The organism is Agrobacterium sp. 16-172Ci (assembly GCF_053522725.1).
The window spans coordinates 37,060-55,446 of the sequence record NZ_JBNWBW010000022.1 but is presented as its reverse complement, the minus strand read 5'-3'; the positions used below and the strand labels follow the sequence as shown (position 1 = coordinate 55,446).

The 18,387-nt window shown below is 60.5% G+C and carries 17 protein-coding genes and 1 pseudogene; 13 read left to right on the top strand and 5 right to left on the bottom strand.

Annotation, left to right across the window (positions count from 1 at the left end):
- The first annotated feature begins 44 nt into the window (after positions 1-44).
- The 12 genes from ACQZ40_RS18680 to ACQZ40_RS18625 all read left to right on the top strand — a co-directional run bounded on the left by ACQZ40_RS18680 (position 45) and on the right by ACQZ40_RS18625 (position 10,659).
- A complete protein-coding gene (locus ACQZ40_RS18680; protein ID WP_448748432.1) occupies positions 45-497 on the top strand; it encodes a tripartite tricarboxylate transporter TctB family protein in 453 nt (150 codons plus the stop codon).
- On the top strand, positions 494-2,005 hold the full coding sequence (locus ACQZ40_RS18675) for a tripartite tricarboxylate transporter permease (protein ID WP_220317622.1): 1,512 nt from the start codon (positions 494-496) through the stop codon (positions 2,003-2,005). Before ACQZ40_RS18680 ends, ACQZ40_RS18675 begins: the two co-directional genes overlap by 4 nt.
- A gap of 43 nt (positions 2,006-2,048) precedes the next feature.
- On the top strand, positions 2,049-3,035 hold the full coding sequence (gene denD, locus ACQZ40_RS18670; protein WP_142845551.1) for a D-erythronate dehydrogenase: 987 nt from the start codon (positions 2,049-2,051) through the stop codon (positions 3,033-3,035).
- On the top strand, positions 3,032-3,787 hold the full coding sequence (locus ACQZ40_RS18665; RefSeq protein ID WP_065656618.1) for an SDR family oxidoreductase: 756 nt from the start codon (positions 3,032-3,034) through the stop codon (positions 3,785-3,787). The genes denD and ACQZ40_RS18665 overlap by 4 nt, the downstream gene beginning before the upstream one ends.
- Before the next feature lie 9 nt (positions 3,788-3,796).
- Positions 3,797-4,732: a 2-hydroxyacid dehydrogenase gene (locus ACQZ40_RS18660; RefSeq protein ID WP_065656617.1), complete on the top strand. Its 936-nt coding sequence runs from the start codon at positions 3,797-3,799 to the stop codon at positions 4,730-4,732.
- Between the two features lie 169 nt (positions 4,733-4,901).
- On the top strand, positions 4,902-5,702 hold the full coding sequence (locus ACQZ40_RS18655; RefSeq protein ID WP_059757916.1) for an SDR family oxidoreductase: 801 nt from the start codon (positions 4,902-4,904) through the stop codon (positions 5,700-5,702).
- Positions 5,699-6,406 (top strand): amino acid ABC transporter permease, encoded by a 708-nt coding sequence (locus tag ACQZ40_RS18650; RefSeq protein ID WP_003519671.1) that lies wholly within the window; start codon positions 5,699-5,701, stop codon positions 6,404-6,406. Before ACQZ40_RS18655 ends, ACQZ40_RS18650 begins: the two co-directional genes overlap by 4 nt.
- On the top strand, positions 6,403-7,164 hold the full coding sequence (locus ACQZ40_RS18645; protein ID WP_065656615.1) for an amino acid ABC transporter permease: 762 nt from the start codon (positions 6,403-6,405) through the stop codon (positions 7,162-7,164). Before ACQZ40_RS18650 ends, ACQZ40_RS18645 begins: the two co-directional genes overlap by 4 nt.
- A complete protein-coding gene (locus ACQZ40_RS18640; RefSeq protein WP_125145036.1) occupies positions 7,161-7,928 on the top strand; it encodes an amino acid ABC transporter ATP-binding protein in 768 nt (255 codons plus the stop codon). Before ACQZ40_RS18645 ends, ACQZ40_RS18640 begins: the two co-directional genes overlap by 4 nt.
- A gap of 33 nt (positions 7,929-7,961) precedes the next feature.
- The gene (locus ACQZ40_RS18635; protein ID WP_065656613.1) at positions 7,962-8,798 is read left to right on the top strand and encodes an ABC transporter substrate-binding protein; all 837 of its coding nucleotides are present in this window, start codon (positions 7,962-7,964) and stop codon (positions 8,796-8,798) included.
- A gap of 89 nt (positions 8,799-8,887) precedes the next feature.
- Positions 8,888-9,562, top strand: coding sequence for a 4-carboxy-4-hydroxy-2-oxoadipate aldolase/oxaloacetate decarboxylase (locus ACQZ40_RS18630; protein WP_104679764.1), 675 nt, complete (start codon positions 8,888-8,890; stop codon positions 9,560-9,562).
- A 65-nt stretch (positions 9,563-9,627) separates the two neighbouring features.
- The gene (locus ACQZ40_RS18625) at positions 9,628-10,659 is read left to right on the top strand and encodes an L-idonate 5-dehydrogenase (RefSeq protein ID WP_174037076.1); all 1,032 of its coding nucleotides are present in this window, start codon (positions 9,628-9,630) and stop codon (positions 10,657-10,659) included.
- Between the two features lie 73 nt (positions 10,660-10,732).
- Here the strand turns inward: ACQZ40_RS18625 and ACQZ40_RS18620 are convergent, their stop codons facing one another.
- Complete coding sequence (locus ACQZ40_RS18620) at positions 10,733-11,674, bottom strand: bifunctional helix-turn-helix transcriptional regulator/GNAT family N-acetyltransferase (protein WP_174045696.1); 942 nt, start codon at positions 11,672-11,674, stop codon at positions 10,733-10,735.
- A 235-nt stretch (positions 11,675-11,909) separates the two neighbouring features.
- On the opposite strand from ACQZ40_RS18620, the gene ACQZ40_RS18615 reads away from it, so the two are divergent.
- Complete coding sequence (locus ACQZ40_RS18615) at positions 11,910-12,254, top strand: hypothetical protein (RefSeq protein ID WP_271045170.1); 345 nt, start codon at positions 11,910-11,912, stop codon at positions 12,252-12,254.
- A gap of 39 nt (positions 12,255-12,293) precedes the next feature.
- On the opposite strand, the gene ACQZ40_RS18610 is transcribed toward ACQZ40_RS18615, so the two are convergent.
- From ACQZ40_RS18610 to ACQZ40_RS18595, 4 genes and pseudogenes are all read right to left on the bottom strand, one after another.
- The gene (locus ACQZ40_RS18610) at positions 12,294-13,439 is read right to left on the bottom strand and encodes an alpha-hydroxy acid oxidase (protein WP_003519654.1); all 1,146 of its coding nucleotides are present in this window, start codon (positions 13,437-13,439) and stop codon (positions 12,294-12,296) included.
- A gap of 50 nt (positions 13,440-13,489) precedes the next feature.
- Positions 13,490-15,157: pseudogene (locus tag ACQZ40_RS18605) on the bottom strand (acyltransferase).
- A 5-nt stretch (positions 15,158-15,162) separates the two neighbouring features.
- Positions 15,163-17,028 (bottom strand): DUF2264 domain-containing protein, encoded by a 1,866-nt coding sequence (locus ACQZ40_RS18600; protein WP_448748431.1) that lies wholly within the window; start codon positions 17,026-17,028, stop codon positions 15,163-15,165.
- 70 nt (positions 17,029-17,098) lie between these two features.
- The gene (locus tag ACQZ40_RS18595) at positions 17,099-18,379 is read right to left on the bottom strand and encodes an ABC transporter substrate-binding protein (RefSeq protein WP_003519651.1); all 1,281 of its coding nucleotides are present in this window, start codon (positions 18,377-18,379) and stop codon (positions 17,099-17,101) included.
- Positions 18,380-18,387: the final 8 nt, after the last annotated feature.

Sequence of the window (18,387 nt, the reverse complement as noted above, 5' to 3'; positions counted from 1 at the left end):
TGTCGGGAGGCGCGGCGTATTTCCGATGAGGAGGGGAGATAATCATGGCCGAAAACGGCTCGAAACTGACCGCGAATATTCTGTCCGGGGCCTTCTTTCTGGCCGCCGCCGCAGGGCTTTATTATGGCGCGCGGCCGCTGAGCATGGGCACCAATTTCCAGCCCGGACCCGGCTATATGCCGACGGTCATCGCGGCTTTGATGTTCGCACTCGGCATCGCGCTGCTTTTGCAGGATTTGCTGGGAAAGACACCGTCCGAAGCCTGGGTGGCGCCGAAAACGCGTCCGTTTCTGGCGGTCGCCGGCATTGTCGGTTTTGCGCTGCTGATCGAGCCATTGGGCTTCATCGCCGCCGCTTTCGTGCTGATCGTGCTCGCCTGCATCGCTTATGGCAGGATCCGGCCGGTTGAAGTTCTGCTGCTTTCGGCGGTGCTCATCCTTGCCTGCATCCTCATTTTTGTTGTCGGCCTCGGACAGAGGATACCGCTGCTGCCATGACTGATCTTTTTTCTAATATCATCCTCGGGTTCGGTGTGGCCGTCACGCCAGTAAACCTTTTCTACTGCCTGCTTGGCGTCACGCTCGGCACGATGATCGGCATCCTGCCGGGCATCGGCCCTTCCGCCACCGTCGCGCTGCTTCTGCCCATCACTTATACGATGCCGGATACGGCGGCCCTGATCATGCTCGCAGGCATTTTTTATGGCGCGCAGTATGGCGGCTCGACCACGGCGATCCTCGTCAATCTGCCGGGTGAATCCTCATCCGTCGTCACCTGCATCGATGGATATGCCATGGCCCGGCAGGGCAGGGCGGGTGTGGCGCTGGCCACGGCGGCGCTCGGGTCGTTTTTCGCCGGCACGGTAGCGACCGTTCTGATCGTCGTTGTCGCAAAGCCGCTTTCGGCCATTGCGCTTGCCTTCGGCCCGGCCGATTATTTCAGTCTGGTGATCTTCGGGCTGCTGTTTGCCGTGTTCCTGTCGAGCGGATCGCCGGTCAAGGCGGTCGGCATGGTCGCCTTCGGCATTGCACTCAGCCTCGTCGGCATCGATCCGACATCGGGCGAGCAGCGTTTCACCTTCGGCATGGCGGAACTGTTCGACGGTATCGATTTCGTCGTTCTTGCCATCGGGCTTCTCGGCGTCAGCGAAATCCTCTTCAACCTGCAGCAGGGCGTGGAGCGCGATGCGGACACGGTAAAAACCGGATCGCTGATGCCGACCCGGCAGGATTTTAAACAGGCCTTTCCGGCCGTGCTGCGCGGCACGGCGCTCGGCTCTTTCCTCGGCGTGCTGCCCGGCGGTGGTGCGATTATGAGTTCGTTCGCGAGCTACGCGCTGGAGCGCAAGATCGCCAAGGATCCATCCCGTTTCGGCAAGGGCGCAATCGAAGGGCTGGCGGGGCCGGAAAGCGCCAACAATGCCGGCGCGCAGACCTCCTTCATCCCGCTTCTGACGCTCGGTATTCCCGCCAACGGCCTGATGGCGCTGATGGTCGGGGCGATGATGATACAGGGCATTACACCGGGACCTGAAGTCATGCAGTCGCGGCCCGATCTCTTCTGGGGGCTTATCGCCAGCATGTGGGTGGGCAATCTTCTGCTCCTGGTGCTGAACCTGCCGCTCATCGGCATCTGGGTTCGCCTTCTCGGCATACCCTATCGCTTCTTGTGCCCCGCCATTTTGATGTTCTGCGCCATCGGGGCCTATGGCCTGTCCTACAGCGTCGTCGACGTTCTGTTCTGCGCGGTCTTCGGCATTGTCGGCTTCTTCCTGCGCAAGATCGGCTGCGAGCCGGCGCCGCTGGTGCTGGGCTTCGTTCTCGGTCCGCTTCTGGAGCAGAACATGCGCCTAGGGCTGCTGATTTCGCAGGGAAGTTTCTCGACATTCGTCACCCATCCGATCAGCGCCACCCTGCTCGCATTGTCCGGCATGGTCGTCATCATGATGGCGATGCCGGCGATCATGCGCCGTCGCGAGGTGGTGTTCCAGGGTGATGACGACTGACGATCAATCGAGCCGGCACGGCCGGCCAAACAAAGGTGAAACAATGCATATTCTGATAATCGGCGCCGCCGGAATGATCGGCCGCAAATTGACGCAACGTCTCGCTTCTGACGGAGAGCTTGGCGGTGCGAATATCACCGAAATGACGCTGACGGATGTTTTCGAGCCGACCGCGCCGAAGGGCTTTGGCGACGTAGTGACCGTCGAGCGCAGCGATCTGTCGAATGCCGGCGTCGCCGAAAAGCTGATTGCCAAGCGACCGGATGTGATCTTCAACCTCGCCGCCGTGGTTTCGGGAGAGGCGGAGGCCGATTTCGAGAAGGGCTATCGCATCAATCTCGATGGCGGGCGTTCGCTGTTCGAGGCCATTCGTCTGGAGCATCAGAAGGATGGATACCGCCCGCGTGTGGTCTTCTGCTCGTCGCTCGCGGTTTTCGGGTCGCCTTTCCCCAAGGTAATTGGCGACGAGTTCCTGCCGGCGCCGTTGACCAGCTATGGCACGCAGAAGGCGATCGTGGAGCTGTTGCTTGCGGATTATAGCCGTCGCGGTTTCTTCGATGGCGTCAGCATCCGCCTGCCCACCATCTGTATCCGCCCCGGCAAGCCGAATGCGGCTGCCTCCGGCTTCTTCTCCAATATTCTGCGCGAACCGCTGGTGGGCCAGGAAGCGGTGTTGCCCGTTGCCGATACCGTGCGCCACTGGTTCGCCAGCCCGCGCTCGGCCGTCGCCTTCCTGCTGCGCGCCGCGAGCGTCGATCTCTCCGGGCTCGGCGTTCGCCGCAATCTCATCATGCCGGGACTTTCGGCGACGGTGGCCGATGAAATCGAGGCCCTGCGCGCCTTTGCCGGGGAAAAGGCCGTGGCGCTTATCAAGCGTGTTCCCGACGAGCGTATCATCCGGATCGTCGACGGCTGGGCCGAGGATTACGATCCGCAACTGGCGCTGTCGCTTGGCTTCAGGGCGGAAACGTCCTTTGCCGAGATCATTCAGGCGCATGTGGAAGATGAGCTGGAGGGGAAAGCAGCATGAGTGATGGAAAGATCGCGCTCGTTACGGGCGGAGGAACAGGAGTCGGCAAGGCGATTGCCAAAGCGCTTCTTGAAGAGGGTTACAGCGTCGCGATCACCGGGCGGCGGCGTGAGGTTCTGGATGCCGCCGTTGGCGAATGGCGCGAACATGGAGACCGTATTCTTGCCGTCGCGGCTGATATTTCCGTTCCGGCCGATGTCGAACGGCTGTTTGCGGAGGTCACCGGACGTTTTGGCCGCCTCGACCTTCTGGTCAACAATGCCGGCATGTCGGCGCCGGCTGTCCATATCGAAGATGTGCCGTTCGAAACCTGGAACGCGGTGGTCGGGGCCAATCTCACGGGCGCCTTTCTCTGCACCCAGGCGGCATTTCGCCAGATGAAGGCGCAATCGCCGCAGGGCGGGCGCATCATCAATAACGGCTCGATTTCGGCCACCACGCCGCGGCCGCGTTCGGCGCCCTATACCGCGACCAAACACGCGATCACCGGCCTTACCAAGTCGGCCGCGCTGGATGGCCGGGCATTCAACATTGCCTGCGGGCAGATCGATATCGGCAATGCTAGCACGGAAATGACGCGCGCCATGGCAACCGGTGTGTTGCAGGCGGATGGCAGCACCGCCGTCGAACCGACCATCGATGCCAGCATCGTCGCCAAAGCCGTGGTGCATATGGCCTCGCTGCCGCTCGAGGCGAATGTGCTGACCATGACGGTGATGGCGAGCGGCATGCCTTTCGTCGGTCGCGGCTAAGGAGCGCGCATGAAGCCCGATCTTCTGCAAACCTACCCGCTTCAGCCACAGATAGAAGCCGAACTGCAAAAGCGCTTCCGGGTCCATCGCTGGCACGAAATATCCGACAAACAGACGTTTCTGCAGGCGGAGGCGGCGTCGATAAAGGCTGTCGTCACCGGCGGTCATATCGGCCTTGCCCCTGATCTCGCCGCCTGCCTGCCCGCTCTCGAAATCGTCGCCATTAACGGCGTCGGTTTCGACAAGGTTGATCTCGATCAGGCCCGCGCGCGCGGCTTCAGGGTCACGAACACGCCGGACGTGCTGACCGAGGATGTCGCCGATCTCGCCATTGGCCTTTCCATCATGCTGCTGCGCCAGCTCGTCAGCGCGGATCACCATGTCCGCTCGGGGGAGTGGAAAAAAGCCGAGATGCCGCTTGGCAACAAGGCCTCGCGGCGGCGTTACGGTATTTACGGGCTTGGCCGCATAGGCCGCGCCATCGCGGCGCGGCTGGAAGCCTTCGATGCGGAGATTTCCTATTTCAGCCGGCGGAAACAGGACGTGGCCTATGATTATCATTCAACGGCAGTGTCGCTCGCAAGCGCCTGCAATGTCCTGATCGTCGCGGCGGCGGCGACGCCGGAGACCAGACACGCGATCAACCGCGAGGTGCTGGAGGTGCTGGGGCCGGACGGCGTGCTCGTCAACGTCGCTAGAGGATCGCTGGTGGATGAAAAGGCGCTGGTCGATATTCTGATGGCAGGTGGGCTGAAGGGTGCGGCACTCGATGTTTTTGAGAACGAGCCGCATGTTCCCGAGGCGCTGATCGGCATGCGCAATGTCGTTCTCGCCCCGCATATCGGCGCTGCGACCCATGAGACGCGGCTTCAGATGGGCGCTCTGGTTCTCGCCAATCTGGATGCGCATTTCGCAGGACAGGACCTGCCGACGGCGGTGGTCTAGAATGTACCTGTGGCCGGCACGGGGAACATATGCCCTGCCGGCCGGATTGCCGCATCGCTTAAAGTGGTGCAATCGCCATCCATACAAGTTGCTTATTACTCCAAAAAAAATCGGTCTTAGGCAAGCGATGAAAGCTTCACTAATGTTTGCTCAACGATAGGGGACAAACATGCCATTCTCAGACTACAAGACCGCACTCGTAACCGGCGCATCTTCCGGAATTGGCGCCGCCGTCGTCGAGCGCCTTTGCCGCGAAGGGCTGGAAGTGCATGCGGTTGCCAGAAGCGCGGACGCTCTCAACAAGCTGGCGAAGCGCACGGGCTGCTTTGCCCATGCCATCGATGTGACGGACCGGCCGGCGCTTGCAAAGCTGACGAGCGAAGTTGCGTTCGATGTCCTCGTGAACAATGCCGGCGTTGACCGCCCGAAGAAGTTTCTCGAAGCGGATGAGAGCGATATCGATCTCCTGATCGACGTCAACCTGCGCGCCGTGCTGCATCTGTGCCGCATGGTGGTGCCGGGCATGGTGGCGCGCGATCGCGGCCACGTCATCAACATCTCCTCCATTGCCGGCAATTATAATTTCGGCGGCAATTCCACCTATCATGCCAGCAAGGCCGGCGTGGCGATGCTGTCCAACCAGCTGCGTATCGATGCTTTCGGCAAACGCGTGCGGGTGACGGAAATCTGCCCCGGCCGCGTCGCGACCGATATTTTCAACCATGTGCATGGCGATGATCCGAGCATTCGCGAACGTTTCATCGATGGTTTCGAATTGCCGCAGGCATCCGATATCGCCGATGCGATTGCGTTTGCCATCGCCGCACCCGTGGCCATGAATATCGGCCACATGGAAATTACCCCGACGCTTCAGGTCATGGGCGGGCTGCAGACGGCCAAGCCCCAAACGGTTGAAAATCGGCCGGCTGAAAAGGTCGCGGCGGGCGGAGCCGGAGGAAAAGTCGCGTGAGCGGTTTTGACCTCGGCGCAATTTTGAACAATGCGGACTACGTCTCGATGCTTTTGCATGGCATCCAGATGACGTTCATCATCTATGCCGGCTCGTGGCTGCTCGCCATGTCGCTCGCCATCGTGCTTCTCGCCATCCGCCTCTCGCCCTTCCGCTTCGGCGATCCGCTGGTGGCGGCCTATGTGTCCTATCACCGCAATGTGCCGACGCTCGTGCAGCTGATGCTCTGGTATTTCGGCGTCTTCACGCTGCTGCCGAGCGGGCTGGCCAGCTGGCTTTCCAGCCATAATGCGGAAGCTATCTTCGCCATTATCGGCCTCGGTCTCTGTCAGGCGGCCTATTTCAGCGAGGATCTGCGTTCGGGCGTTCGCTCCATCAATCCCGGCCAGATGGAGGCGGCGCGCGCTCTTGGCCACAGCTATGTCTCGGCCATGCGCTTCGTCATCATGCCGCAGGGCGTTCGCAATGCGCTGCCGCCGCTCATCAACCACAGCACCTCGCTGTTCAAGAACAGCAGTCTCGGCGTTCTGATCGGCGCACCGGAACTGACCCATGCGGTCAAGGAAGTCGAAAATCTGAGTTTCCGGACGTTTGAGGTCTATCTGGTCGCCACCGTGCTTTATCTGTTCTTCTCGCTGCTGATCATGGGTCTTGGAGCCTATATCTCCATGCGTGCCGATCCTCTGCGGAGGGCGCGGGCATGATCCACGACATGATCGCAATCATTCAGGATTACTGGCTGCTGCTCCTGATCGGCCAATATCCCAACGGCCCGCTCGGCGGCCTTGCCAACACGCTCATCCTGTCGGCGCTCAGCATTGCGCTTGCCTTTCCCGTCAGCATCCTGATGGCGCTGGCGCGGCTGTCGAAATGGCGGGCCCTGCGCTGGCCGGTGACCGCAGTGGTTTATTTCACCCGTGGCGTGCCGCTGCTGATGCTCATTCTCTGGAGCTATTTTCTCGTTCCGCTCTGGACCGGCGCCGATGTGCCGAGCTTCGTGACGATGCTGGCCACGCTCGTCATCTATCAGGGCGCTTTCATGAGCGAAGTCGTCCGTGCCGGCATCGTATCGCTGGGCACGGGGCAGATGGATGCGGCACGGGCGCTCGGCCACGGTTATTTCGGCGCGATGCGCTATGTCATCCTGCCGCAGGCGCTCTACAACATGATCCCGAGCCTGATCTCGACCTTCGTATCCACCATAAAGGATACGACGCTCGGCTACGTCATCAATGTGCCGGACCTGACCTTTGCGGCGAACCAGGTGAACAACCAGCTTTTGACCCAGCCCTTCCAGGTCTTCCTTATTCTGGCGCTGGTTTATTACATCATCTGCTGGTCGCTCACCCATGTCGCCAATCTTCTCGAGCGGCGTATCGCCCGCCGCCGGGCCGGCCCGCGCGGCAAGCTTGCCGCAGACACGGCACCGGCCCCCGCCAATATCGCTACGGAGCAGCTATGACCGCGCCAGTTTCCGCCACTCAGGACGCCTACACCATCACGCTTTCGCAGGTCTGCAAAAGCTATGGCGATTATCAGGTGCTCAAAGATGTCAACGAAAACGTCACCCGTGGCGAGGTCGTGGTCATCTGCGGGCCGTCGGGCTCCGGCAAATCCACCCTCATCCGCACGATCAACCGTCTGGAAGAGATCAGCAGCGGCTCGATCATGCTGGATGGCAGGAACATCCATGCCCAGATGCGCGCAAAGGAGCTGAACGCACTGCGCAGCCGTGTGGGCTTCGTCTTCCAGAGCTTCAACCTCTTCCCGCATCTGTCGGTGGTGGAGAATGTCTCCATGTCGCCGGTCCGGGTGAAGGGCGTTGCTCCGGCCGTCGCCCATGACAAGGCGCTGCAGCTTCTCGACCGCGTCGGCTTGGCCGACAAGGCCGGTTCCTATCCCGCCCAGCTTTCCGGCGGTCAGCAGCAGCGCGTCGCCATCGCGCGGGCGCTCGCCATGGAGCCGCCGGTCATGCTGTTCGACGAGCCGACCTCAGCGCTCGATCCGGAAATGGTTGGCGAAGTGCTCGCCGTCATGAAGAGCCTCGCCGCCGAAGGCATGACCATGCTCTGCGTCACCCATGAAATGGGCTTTGCCCGTGAAGTGGCCGATCGCATCTGGTTCATCGATGCCGGGCGCATTCTCGAAACGGCAAAACCGGACGAGTTTTTCAAAAATCCGCAACATCCGCGTGCCCAGCGGTTTCTTGCCGATTTGAGACACTAGACCCAACCTCTATATAATAACGGGAGAACTGAAATGAACTGGAAGTGCATTACTCTTACCGCCATATTGGCAACCTCGGCTGCTGTCCTGCCGGCCAAGGCCGACCAGCTCGACACGATCATGGCGAACAAGACGCTGCGTTGCGCGACATTCGCCGATGTGCCGCCTTTCGCCTCACCGGACCCGAAGACGCGCGAAATGGCAGGCTTCGACGTCGATCTGTGCGGCGCTATCGCCAAGGAACTCGGCGTCAAGGCCGAGATCAAGCCGGTGTCGGTCGAAGCGCGCGTTCCCGAAGTCAAGCTCGGCCGCGTCGACCTCTCGGTCGCCAACCTCGCTTATACCCAGAGCCGAGCCGAACAGATCCAGTTCAGCGACCCATATTACCTGGCTAAGGAAATGCTGATCGTTCCGGTCGATGACCCCGGCACCAAGAAGTCCGATTTTGTCGGTCAGCGGATCGCATCCAGCAAGGGCTCGACATCGGAACTCTCCGTCAAGCTCAACAAGTCCGAGCCGCTGACGTTCCAGGATACGGCATCCGCCTATCTCGCCGTGCAGCAGGGCAAGGCGCGCGGCATCGTCGGCAACACCATGACGATGACGAAGTTCGTCAACGAATCCAAGACCAAGGGCAAGCAGATGCGCATGATCGAAGAGCCGATGCTCTTCCAGCCCATCGGCATCGGTATGGCCAAGGACAACCCGGCGCTGACTGCGAAGATCAACGAAATCCTGCGCAAGCTCGATGCGGATGGCGAAATCAACCGCATCTGGGACAAGTGGCTTGGCCCGAACACCGAATACAAGATGACGCGCACCGACAAGGTCGTGCCTCTGTCCGAACTGAAGTTCGACCCGATCCCCTGAGCTTCGGCTCAGCCTCGGCAATTTCCAACTCTTCAACACTATCGGTCGGCGAGACGCTCTCGCCGACAGCTTCAACGTGGGAGGTTTTCATGATCCACATTAAAGATATCGCGCAGCGTCCGGCCAAGGCGGATGTCGACGCCCTTGCCAAATTCTCTCCCGCCACGATCCATGAGGCGCAGGGACGCCGCGGCGCATTGTCCTCGCGGCTGAAGCCGGTCGATTATCGCATGAAGCTCTGCGGCCCGGCCTTCACGGTCAAATGCGCGCCGCGCGACAACATCATGCTGCAGCTTGCCATCAACTATGCCAAGCCGGGTGACATCATCGTCGTTTCCGCCGGCGAATATGAAGAAGCCGGTTCCTTCGGTGACGTGCTGGCCAATGCCTGCCTCGCAAAAGGCATCGGCGGCCTGGTAACGGATACCGGCGTGCGCGACACGCTGCAGCTGCGGGACCTCGGCTTTCCGGTCTTCTCGCTCAGCGTTTGCATCAAGGGTACGGTCAAAGAGACCATTGCCGCGGTCAACGATCAGGTGATCGTCGGTGGCGAGATCATCAATCCGGGCGATATCATCGTCGGCGACGCCGACGGTCTCGTCGTCGTCAGGCGCGAGGAAGCGCAGGAAGCGGCCAGGCTTTCGCAGGCCCGCGAAGATGCCGAGGCCGGTTACATCGAAGCCTACAAGCAGGGCAAGTCGGTGATCGAGGTCAGCAAGCTCGAGCCGGTTCTGAAAGCCAAGGGCCTCGTGGTCGATATCTGAGACAGGTCCGGACAATGGGCAACGGCGGCGACGGCCGCCGTGTGAGCCTTATGGGAAGAGAGACTATGAAAGCGGTTGTCATCCACGCGGCGAAGGATCTGCGGATCGAGGAACGGGAGACCGAGCAGCCCGGTCCGGGGCAGGTCGAGGTCGCCATCGAAGCGGGTGGCATCTGCGGCTCCGACCTGCATTATTACAATCATGGCGGCTTCGGCACCGTGCGCGTGCGGGAGCCGATGATCCTCGGCCATGAGGTCGCCGGCACCATCAAGGCTTTGGGAGAGGGTGTCTCCGGTCTCGCCGTTGGCGACCGCGTTGCCGTATCGCCGAGCCGGCCCTGCAACCATTGCGAATTCTGCCTGAAGGGTCAGCAGAACCAGTGCCTGAACATGCGCTTTTATGGCTCCGCCATGCCCATGCCGCATATTCAGGGCGCATTCCGCCAGCGTCTCGTCGCCGAGGCGTATCAGTGCCACAAGGTGCGGGATGGCGTCTCCATTCATGAAGCGGCCATGGCCGAACCTTTCGCGGTAACGCTGCATGGCGTCAACCGCGCCGGCGCATTGACCGACAAGCGCGTTCTGGTCACCGGCTGCGGGCCGATCGGCGCGCTTGCCATCATCGCCGCCCGCGCCCATGGCGCCCGGGAAATCGTCGCAACCGATGTCATGGATGCGGTTCTGCAAAAGGCGCTCGCCATCGGCGCCGACCGTGTCATCAATGTCGCCGATGACCCGGATGCGCTCTCCGCCTATTCGGCAAACAAGGGTTATTTCGATGTGCAATTCGAGGCGTCCGGCAATGAAAGAGCCGTCCGTTCTGGTCTTGAAGCGCTGAAACCGCGTTCCACCGTGGTTCAGCTCGGTCTTGGCGGCGATGTGTCCATTCCGCAGAATATGGTGGTCGCCAAGGAAATCGAGATGAAGGGCACCTTCCGGTTCCATGAGGAATTCGGACTTGCCGTCGATTTCATCAACCAGCGCCGTGTCGACCTGAAGCCCCTTTTGACCGGAACCTTTCCGCTAGAAGAGGCAGTTGCGGCATTCGAAGCCGCCGGTGACAGGAGCAGGTCGATGAAGGTTCAACTCGCCTTTTAACGGGTGCCGGTACCCGATTTCGAAACGGCCGCAGGACGATTCCGATTGCGGCCGTTTGTGCGCGGTTGAAAGATCATTCGGGCCGTGACCGGACAAAGCGCTGTTCCAGAACCTCGCTTCCCCACTGGCTGCCCGGATGTTCCTCGACGCATTTGAAGCCATGGGTTTCGTAAAGGTGCCGCGCGGCCAGGAGGCCGTTGAATGTCCAGAGATGGGTTTCGGCAAAACCCTTTTCATCGACGAAGGCCAGTGCGGTTTCCAGCAGTCTGCGTCCGACACCGCCACCGCGCACCCCGTCATCAACGATGAACCAGCGCAGATGCGCAATATCCGCTCCGAGATCTTCGCCATCGATAGCGACGGAGCCAATGATCTCCTGTCCGCGCATTGCGACCCAGATCGCATTCTTCGGGCTTTCGAGCCGGTTGCAAAAAGCGGCAAGGCCTTCGGCCACGACGGATTCGAAACGTTGGCCGAAGCCGGATGTCCGGGCGTAATGAAGCGCATGCATCTGCGTGATCCGGGCAATGATGCCGGGTCTGTATCCCTCCAGGATCGCCATGGAGGGAGCAACGGTATCGGTCCTGTCTCCCAGCGCATCGGCGTAAAGACGAAGTCCCTGGAGGATCGTGTCGGCATCCGTCGATGTAAGCTGCCTCAGGGCGCCGGAGACCTGCCGGTTCGCGAAGCCATGAATGGCGCTCACCTGTTCTTGTCCCTGACCCGTAAGACGCAGCCGCTTGATGCGGCTGTCTCCTTCATCCGTTTCTTCGCGAACATCGCCCGACAGGACGAGCTTGCGCAGCATGCGGCTGACACTCGATTTTTCAAGCCGCAGAAGTTTTCCCAGATCCCGCGCCGTGATGTCGGGGCATGCCTCGATCTCAATCAGGGCATGCACGGCGGAGGGCGGCAGATCGGTGCCTGCAAAATCTCCCCCCATGAAGCCGAGTTCACGGACGAGCCGGCGGGAGGTGGAACGGATGTCGTTTATGGGGAATGGCTGTTGGGGCACGTTCAATCCATTATGGTTGCATCATGCAACCATAATCATATTCCGCCTGACTTGCCAAGATTGCTCCCGACGTAAAAGGCTGGCTTTCTCAGCAAAAGCGGGCAATCTGCTCTTCCGGTCGCCGACAATGGCGGCTAAACCGATATTATCGGCAAGATGGATATTCGCTGAGATCGCGCGGCGGGACCTTACCTGCGCGGTTTGCGGTAGTTGATTATCCGGCTATGGAGCAGGCATGCCCGACACGCCCCGATTTTTCCGTTACGCGGTTTTAGCGGCCATGTTTCCGGTGGCCGTCCTCGGCCTGGTGGCAACCCCGAATGAATATCGCGCCATCGGCGTCGAGACCGTCGATTGCGATGGCCCCATATCCGTTCTGATTGCCGCGGTGCCGGCGCTTGCGGCCTATGCAATTATCGGCTGGATGTTTCTCTCCGGAGCCAAACGCCATCGCTCGCTGATTTCAGCCTGTTTTTGCGGACTTGTTTGCCTGGCCCTCGTCTGGAACATCGGCATGGCGCTTCAGGAACAGCGACGAAACGCGGCTGAAACGGCATGCGGTTTCAGTAGTCGGTTGTGACCGCGCTCCGCCCCAGTTCTTCTCTAACGTCCTGCCTGTTCAACGGAACCGAAGGTTCCGGCGTGTGAGTTGATCGACGGAGGTGCAGCCCATCAGCTTCATGCCGCGCTCTATTTCGATACGCATCAGCTCGAGCGCCCGTTCGACGCCCGGTTGCCCGGCAGCAGCCAAGGGGAAAAGATAATAGCGGCCGAGCCCCACCGCTTTTGCGCCGAGAGACAATGCTTTCAGAACATGGGTGCCGCGCTGTACGCCGCCATCCATCATCACGTCGATCCGGTCGCCGACCGCATCGACGATCTCGGCCAACTGATCGAAGGCGCTGCGGGAGCCATCGAGCTGACGCCCGCCGTGATTGGAAAGCACGATGCCGCTGCAGCCGATCTCCACGGCGCGTCTGGCGTCATCCACCGACATGATGCCTTTTAAGCAGAACGGCCCGCCCCATTCGCGCACCATTTGCGCCACATCGTCCCAGTTCATCGAAGGGTCGAGCATGTCGGTGAAATAGCGGCTGATGGAAAGAGCGCCGCCGTCCATTTTAATGTGGTCGTCGAGCTGCGGCAGGCTGAAGCGCTCATGCGTTAGGTAATTGATGCCCCAGGCCGGCTTGATGGCGAATTGCGCGATGCCGGAAAGATTGAGCTTGAACGGAATGGCAAAGCCGGTCCGCTTGTCGCGCTCGCGGTTGCCGCCGGTAATGCTGTCCACCGTCAGCATCATCGTCTCGACCCCGGCGCTCTTGGCGCGCGCCATCATATCGCGGTTGAGGCCGCGATCCTTGTGGAAATAGAACTGATAGACCTGCGGGCCGCCGCTGATCCGGCGCGCTTCTTCAAGGCTCGTGGTGCCGAGCGAGGAGACGCCGAACATCGTACCGTATTTCCCCGCCGCTGCCGCAACCGCCCGTTCCCCCTGATGGTGGAAGAGGCGCTGCAGCGCCGTCGGCGAACAATAGACCGGCATGGACAGCTTCTGCCCCATGACGGTGACCGACATATCCACATCAGCCACGCCCCGCAGCACATCGGGAACGAGATCGCATTTTTCGAAGGCGGCCGTGTTTCGCCGATACGTCACCTCATCATCGGCGGCGCCGTCTATATAATTGAAGATCGGTCCGGGCAGACGCTGTTTGGCCATGCGGCGAAAATCGTGGAAATTATAGCAGTCTTTGAGTTGCATCTTTTACTCGACCGGTCCGGTTTGAAAGCTTTCAAAAGAGTGTCGGAAACCTATACCGGAGATTTATAGCGGGCAATCAGGCCACGGACGATTTCCGCAGGCTCGAAGCGATGGATGCCGTGAGGTTGGAACGGCAGGAGATGTTCCGCACCGAGAAGCTTCGCTGAAAGCCAGAGAACGGACATCCACATTTCCGTGCCCTGCAGCCCGGCCGGATGCCCCTCGGCAAAGGCAAATCCCCTGTTTCTTTGCCAGCGTCCTTCATTTCGGCGCAGAATTTCGCGGGCTATCTCCTTTGCCTAGTCCTGCCGGTGATCCGTCTGTTTCAGGCACAGAAGAAGCGGATGGATCGTATCGAGCAGGTTGCAGGCATTAAAATCCTCGCCATGGAAACCGCCATAGGCACGATAATTGGCGATAACGGAGTCAATTGCTGCTTCCGGATGGGGAAGGGGCAGGCCGAACTGTGCGTAAGAGCCGCGGCTAAGCCGATAAAAACCGTTGACCGGTTGCAGCAGGCCCTGTGCGGAGGTCGGCCTACCCCAAAGTCCGGTGGTTTTACCCACATTCATCGCCAGCCAGCCGAAGAGAACGGTGAGGTTGTTGCCGGATGTGAAATAGCGCCTGTTGAAATAAAGCGCGGTGGCGATGGCGTCTATGGTGGCGCCGCAATGCCATGCACGGCTTTGCCACGGCAACTCTTCCAGCAGGGGGATGAGTTCTTCGGCGCGCAGACGCTCCACAAAAGCGATCGGCTGTTTTGGCGCAGCACCGAAACATTCAAGCGCATATCCGACAGCCAGAATATTATAGAGGACGGCAGGGTCCTTCTCGGGAGGCGTCGAGGTGCGGTGGTGACGGTTAAGAAACAGCCCCGTTTCCTGATCCTGCAGGGCCTGAAGACTGGCCACGGTTTTTCCGGCATCGAAAGCGATCTTTTCCTGTCCGAAGGCTGCTGCGATCTCGATGGCATCGCACAGATGCCTGACGCTTTCGACCTCACGTCCGGATGCATCGGCGGAACGATAGATGCCATCCTTGCCATAGGAGCGGATGGCGGCAAGCCAGTCGTCGGCAATCTCCTTGCCGAGTTCTTGCAGCAGGCCATTAGGTTCCGTCAGCTTCGGCGCGGCCGCTTTTTCTCCGCGATATCGCAGAACCCGGGCGGGAACGCCGCCTGCAATGGCCATGGCGGGAATGTTCTTCGCCACCACCGCGCCTGCGGCAATAATTGCGCCGCGCCCTATCTTCACGCCATCCAGCACAACCGCATTGGCGCCGATCCAGACGTCGTCGCCGATCTCTATCCCGAGTGAGGTCAGCGGTTGGCGATAGATCGGAGTTTCAATGTCGTCGAAGCCATGGTTGAAGCCGACGATGCTGACATGTGAGGCGATGCGCACAGCATTGCCGATTGTGACCTTACCGGAAAGACAGGCATAGGGGTTGATCGAGACATTTTCGCCGAGTTCGATATCGCCGCGCACGATTGCGTAGCCGGCGATCCACGACTGCGCACCCATCAACAGCCTGTCCGTATGCACCTCCGCCCTGGCGGCAATGTAGACGCCCTGCCCGAAAACGGCGTTTGCAGAGCCCTCGAGGCTACGCAGCCGCGCCTGATGGTACGGGCTGTCGATATCCTCCTGCTTCCGCTCCCAGGTCAGAATGTTCAGCCGATCCGGTCTCTGGGAAACACCCGGTGTGTCGTCGATCATCTCCGTCAGCCTGCGCGGTTTTCATCGAGAGCATGGGCGGGAACGCGCCGCCCCTCCCGTTTGAACATCTCTTCCAGCCTCGGGAGATCGGGAGTGTCGGGGAGGGCAGCCAATGCGGCCTCTGCCTCTTTGCCGGCCGGCAGTGCCAGGGCCGCCGTCACCAGCAGCGTTTCGCCGGAGGCGATGGTGCCGCGTAATTGCGGAACAAGGGTTCTGGCGTGAATGAGGTTGGTATTGGCGATTGCCTGATGGCACACGCCTTCGCGCCTTATATCTCTCGAAAGATCGACGATGATGCTGGTGTCAGTCTGTCCGTAACAGACGGCGCGACCTTCACTCGCCTCGGTGCGGTCGCGGTTGAAATCGGCGCGTTCTATGGCAAATCCGCCTTCTGATGTTTGCAGCGGGCGCGGTGTGCGGATGCGGTGCAGCCTTATGTGCCAGGGGTTTTGCGGCACGAGCCAGGTCTCGATCTCGACATCCGCCCATGGCCGCCAGCGGGAATAGAGGCAATCCTCGGCGATCAACGCCTCTTCCATCGTCTCGCGGGTGCGGAAGTGCACACCGTCGTCGGAAAGGCCGAGCATGCCATCGAAGCTCGCGGCGGCGAAATGCCGGTCATCCGCTTCGATATTGAAGGCATAGCGGGTGGAATAGACGAATTTCGAATATTTTTCCTGCGCGCCACGCATCCTGTCGTGCTGCTGCCCGGAGGACAGGACCACGATATTGCCCGGCGTATGAAAGGCCACCATGCCAGGCTCCGCGAGGGGAACCGGTTCGGCAAATTCCTGCGGTTCGGCCTCTTCCGCAGTCCAGAACGGGTGATCGGCGGGCAGCGCCAGCGGCAGGAAAAATTTGAGCGCCCAATAGGGAGAGCAGGGAGAATTGTAGCTCTCGCTCATCAGAAGGTTTGGATAGGCGTATCCGACCGACAGGACGCCGTCGCGGTCCGCGATCGGCCGCTTCGACCACCAGCGGATATGGCGCATGTAATAGCCCTTGATTTCCGGCCACGGCAGCGCTTCCAGACCGGAAAAGGCAAGAGCGCCCCAGAAACCGCCCGCCGCAAAACGGTAGGTCTGGCTGCGCCCGAAGGCGAGCGAGGCCCCGTCGGGCCCGAACCAGTGGCGTATGTCGCGCGCGAAAATGCGCGAGCGTTCGAGCAAGCGTGTCTTTCGCGTGTCGTCGCCTTTCGCCAGCACCGTATAGATCAGGCCGTAAAAATGCATGGCGAAGGGAATATAATGGTCGACCCGGCGCACCGGCCCGTCGCGATACCAGCCGTTGCCGATATCGAAAGCCTCGAGTTCATCGAGATAGGTTTGGGTCTTGGTCCGGTCGAATTCCACACCGACCCGCTCCAGCCCGAGATCGATCAGAACGCGGAAGAATTTCCAGTTATTGTCGACGAATTCCCGCTCGCGGGCGGCGAGAAGATAGGCGGCGACAGCCTGCCTGTCCGTTTCGGCAAGCGGCTCCCAGATATGTTCGGGAACCATGGCAAGCGCAAATCCTATCGCCGCCAGTTCGACCAGCCGCTGGTGCCGATCAGCCGTATCGCCCCAATATTCGGGATGGGCGGGGTTGGCGCCGTTGGCCAGTCCACGCCTGTAGAGATCCCAATGGGGAAAATCATAACCGCCGGCGGCGAGCGGAACGATGCCCCATAATGGCCGGGCAAAACCCTCCAGCTCCGCCGCAGGAAAATCGAAAATCGCCCCCGTTGCTCCAAGCCGGAGGCGCGAGCCGCCCGGTGAAAAACAGGCAAGCAGCGGGTTGAAGAGATCGATCACCGCCTTTGCGAGATCGTCCCTGCCGAGAAGCGGATTGTGAAAGAGCGGATTGGCTGTGGCGGTCTCGTGAGGCACGGTGACGGATGTCCGGAATTCATGATCAAAGGAAAGGGCCGCAGGCTCATCGCCCGCGGCCCTGTGGCAATTATTTGATGGCCTTGACGCCGTCATTCATGTCCTTGATGCCGTCATCAATGGAGATATTGTCGGTCATCAGCGCGTCATGCACGCGGTTAAGAACGACTTCGATCTTCGCCGCATTCGGGTTGACCGCCATTTCCAGATAGGCCTTGCCGGCCTGCAGCGCGTCCTTGCTGTTCTGGTCCTGCGGGAAGCCCGGCAGCGCTGCGATCTTCTCGGCCACATCATCGGTTCTGAGTGCAGGGAAAGTGCCGGTAGAGGCGATGATCGCCGCACCTTCAGGTCCGGTAACGAAGTGGATGAAGTCAAGCGCCGCTTCCTTGTGGCCGGAATTGGCATTGACCGACAATCCGGCAATCTGCGCGGCCGTCGCGCCTGCCGCCACACCATCCGGATGGGGGAACTTCACGATGCCCCAATTGACGCTTTTCGACTCGCCGGATTTCACCTTGGCGATCTGAGTGCCGACAAACCATGTGCCCATGGGCAGCATGCCGATCGTTCCGTTGAAAAACAGAGCGGAATAATGGGTGTTCGATGTTTTCAGCGAGGCATAGGACGGTATCGCGCCGCTCTTCTGCAGGGCAAGCGCACGCTCATACCAGGGTTTCAGGAATTCATAATTACCGTCCACAAGCGTGTGCTTGCCATCCTGAATACCGGGGAGCTGCACCGTCGAACGCCAGGTGTGCAGCAGCGCGCCATAGGTGCGGTTTGCGCCCATGCCGCCCTTCAGCTTGCCGGCGATCTCATCGAACTGCGCCCAGCTCATGTCATTGGTGGGGTAAGGCACGCCCGCCTTGTCGAAAATATCCTTGTTGTAATAAACCACCCAGAAATCCGAGCGGAACGGCAGGGCGTAAATCTTGCCGTCGATGGTCAGCTCCTCGATCAGGCCGCCATAGGGGGCCGTCTCGATCTTCTGGTCCTTGATGAAGCCGCTGAGATCGGTGATGTTGCCGGCGCGCACCAGATTGGCGTAGCCGGGCACATCCTTGATGGTGACGACATCGATATCCTTGGAGCCACCCGTGAGCTGCGTGGATATCATCTGCGTATAATCCTGCGAGCCGAGGTCGACCACCTCGAACGTCACATTCGGATGCTTCTGCTTGTAGGCCTCCATCAAGGGCTTGAAATATGCGCCCTTGTCCAGATCCCACAGCGCCCATTTCAGCGTAACGGGCGCATCGCCCGCAGCGAACGCCGTTCCTCCCATGCCCATGGCAATGCCGAGACCGGCGGTTGCGAGAGCGAATGCACGTCTGGTTGTCTTAAACTCCATAGCCCGTT

Excerpts from the sequence above, each read along its gene's own strand:
- ACQZ40_RS18680 (WP_448748432.1), top strand. The coding sequence starts at position 45 with ATGGCCGAAAACGGCTCGAAACTGACCGCGAATATTCTGTCCGGGGCC.
- ACQZ40_RS18675 (WP_220317622.1), top strand. The coding sequence starts at position 494 with ATGACTGATCTTTTTTCTAATATCATCCTCGGGTTCGGTGTGGCCGTC.
- denD (WP_142845551.1), top strand. The coding sequence starts at position 2,049 with ATGCATATTCTGATAATCGGCGCCGCCGGAATGATCGGCCGCAAATTG.
- ACQZ40_RS18665 (WP_065656618.1), top strand. The coding sequence starts at position 3,032 with ATGAGTGATGGAAAGATCGCGCTCGTTACGGGCGGAGGAACAGGAGTC.
- ACQZ40_RS18660 (WP_065656617.1), top strand. The coding sequence starts at position 3,797 with ATGAAGCCCGATCTTCTGCAAACCTACCCGCTTCAGCCACAGATAGAA.
- ACQZ40_RS18655 (WP_059757916.1), top strand. The coding sequence starts at position 4,902 with ATGCCATTCTCAGACTACAAGACCGCACTCGTAACCGGCGCATCTTCC.
- ACQZ40_RS18645 (WP_065656615.1), top strand. The coding sequence starts at position 6,403 with ATGATCCACGACATGATCGCAATCATTCAGGATTACTGGCTGCTGCTC.
- ACQZ40_RS18640 (WP_125145036.1), top strand. The coding sequence starts at position 7,161 with ATGACCGCGCCAGTTTCCGCCACTCAGGACGCCTACACCATCACGCTT.
- ACQZ40_RS18635 (WP_065656613.1), top strand. The coding sequence starts at position 7,962 with ATGAACTGGAAGTGCATTACTCTTACCGCCATATTGGCAACCTCGGCT.
- ACQZ40_RS18630 (WP_104679764.1), top strand. The coding sequence starts at position 8,888 with ATGATCCACATTAAAGATATCGCGCAGCGTCCGGCCAAGGCGGATGTC.
- ACQZ40_RS18625 (WP_174037076.1), top strand. The coding sequence starts at position 9,628 with ATGAAAGCGGTTGTCATCCACGCGGCGAAGGATCTGCGGATCGAGGAA.
- ACQZ40_RS18615 (WP_271045170.1), top strand. The coding sequence starts at position 11,910 with ATGCCCGACACGCCCCGATTTTTCCGTTACGCGGTTTTAGCGGCCATG.
- ACQZ40_RS18610 (WP_003519654.1), bottom strand. The coding sequence starts at position 13,439 with ATGCAACTCAAAGACTGCTATAATTTCCACGATTTTCGCCGCATGGCC.
- ACQZ40_RS18595 (WP_003519651.1), bottom strand. The coding sequence starts at position 18,379 with ATGGAGTTTAAGACAACCAGACGTGCATTCGCTCTCGCAACCGCCGGT.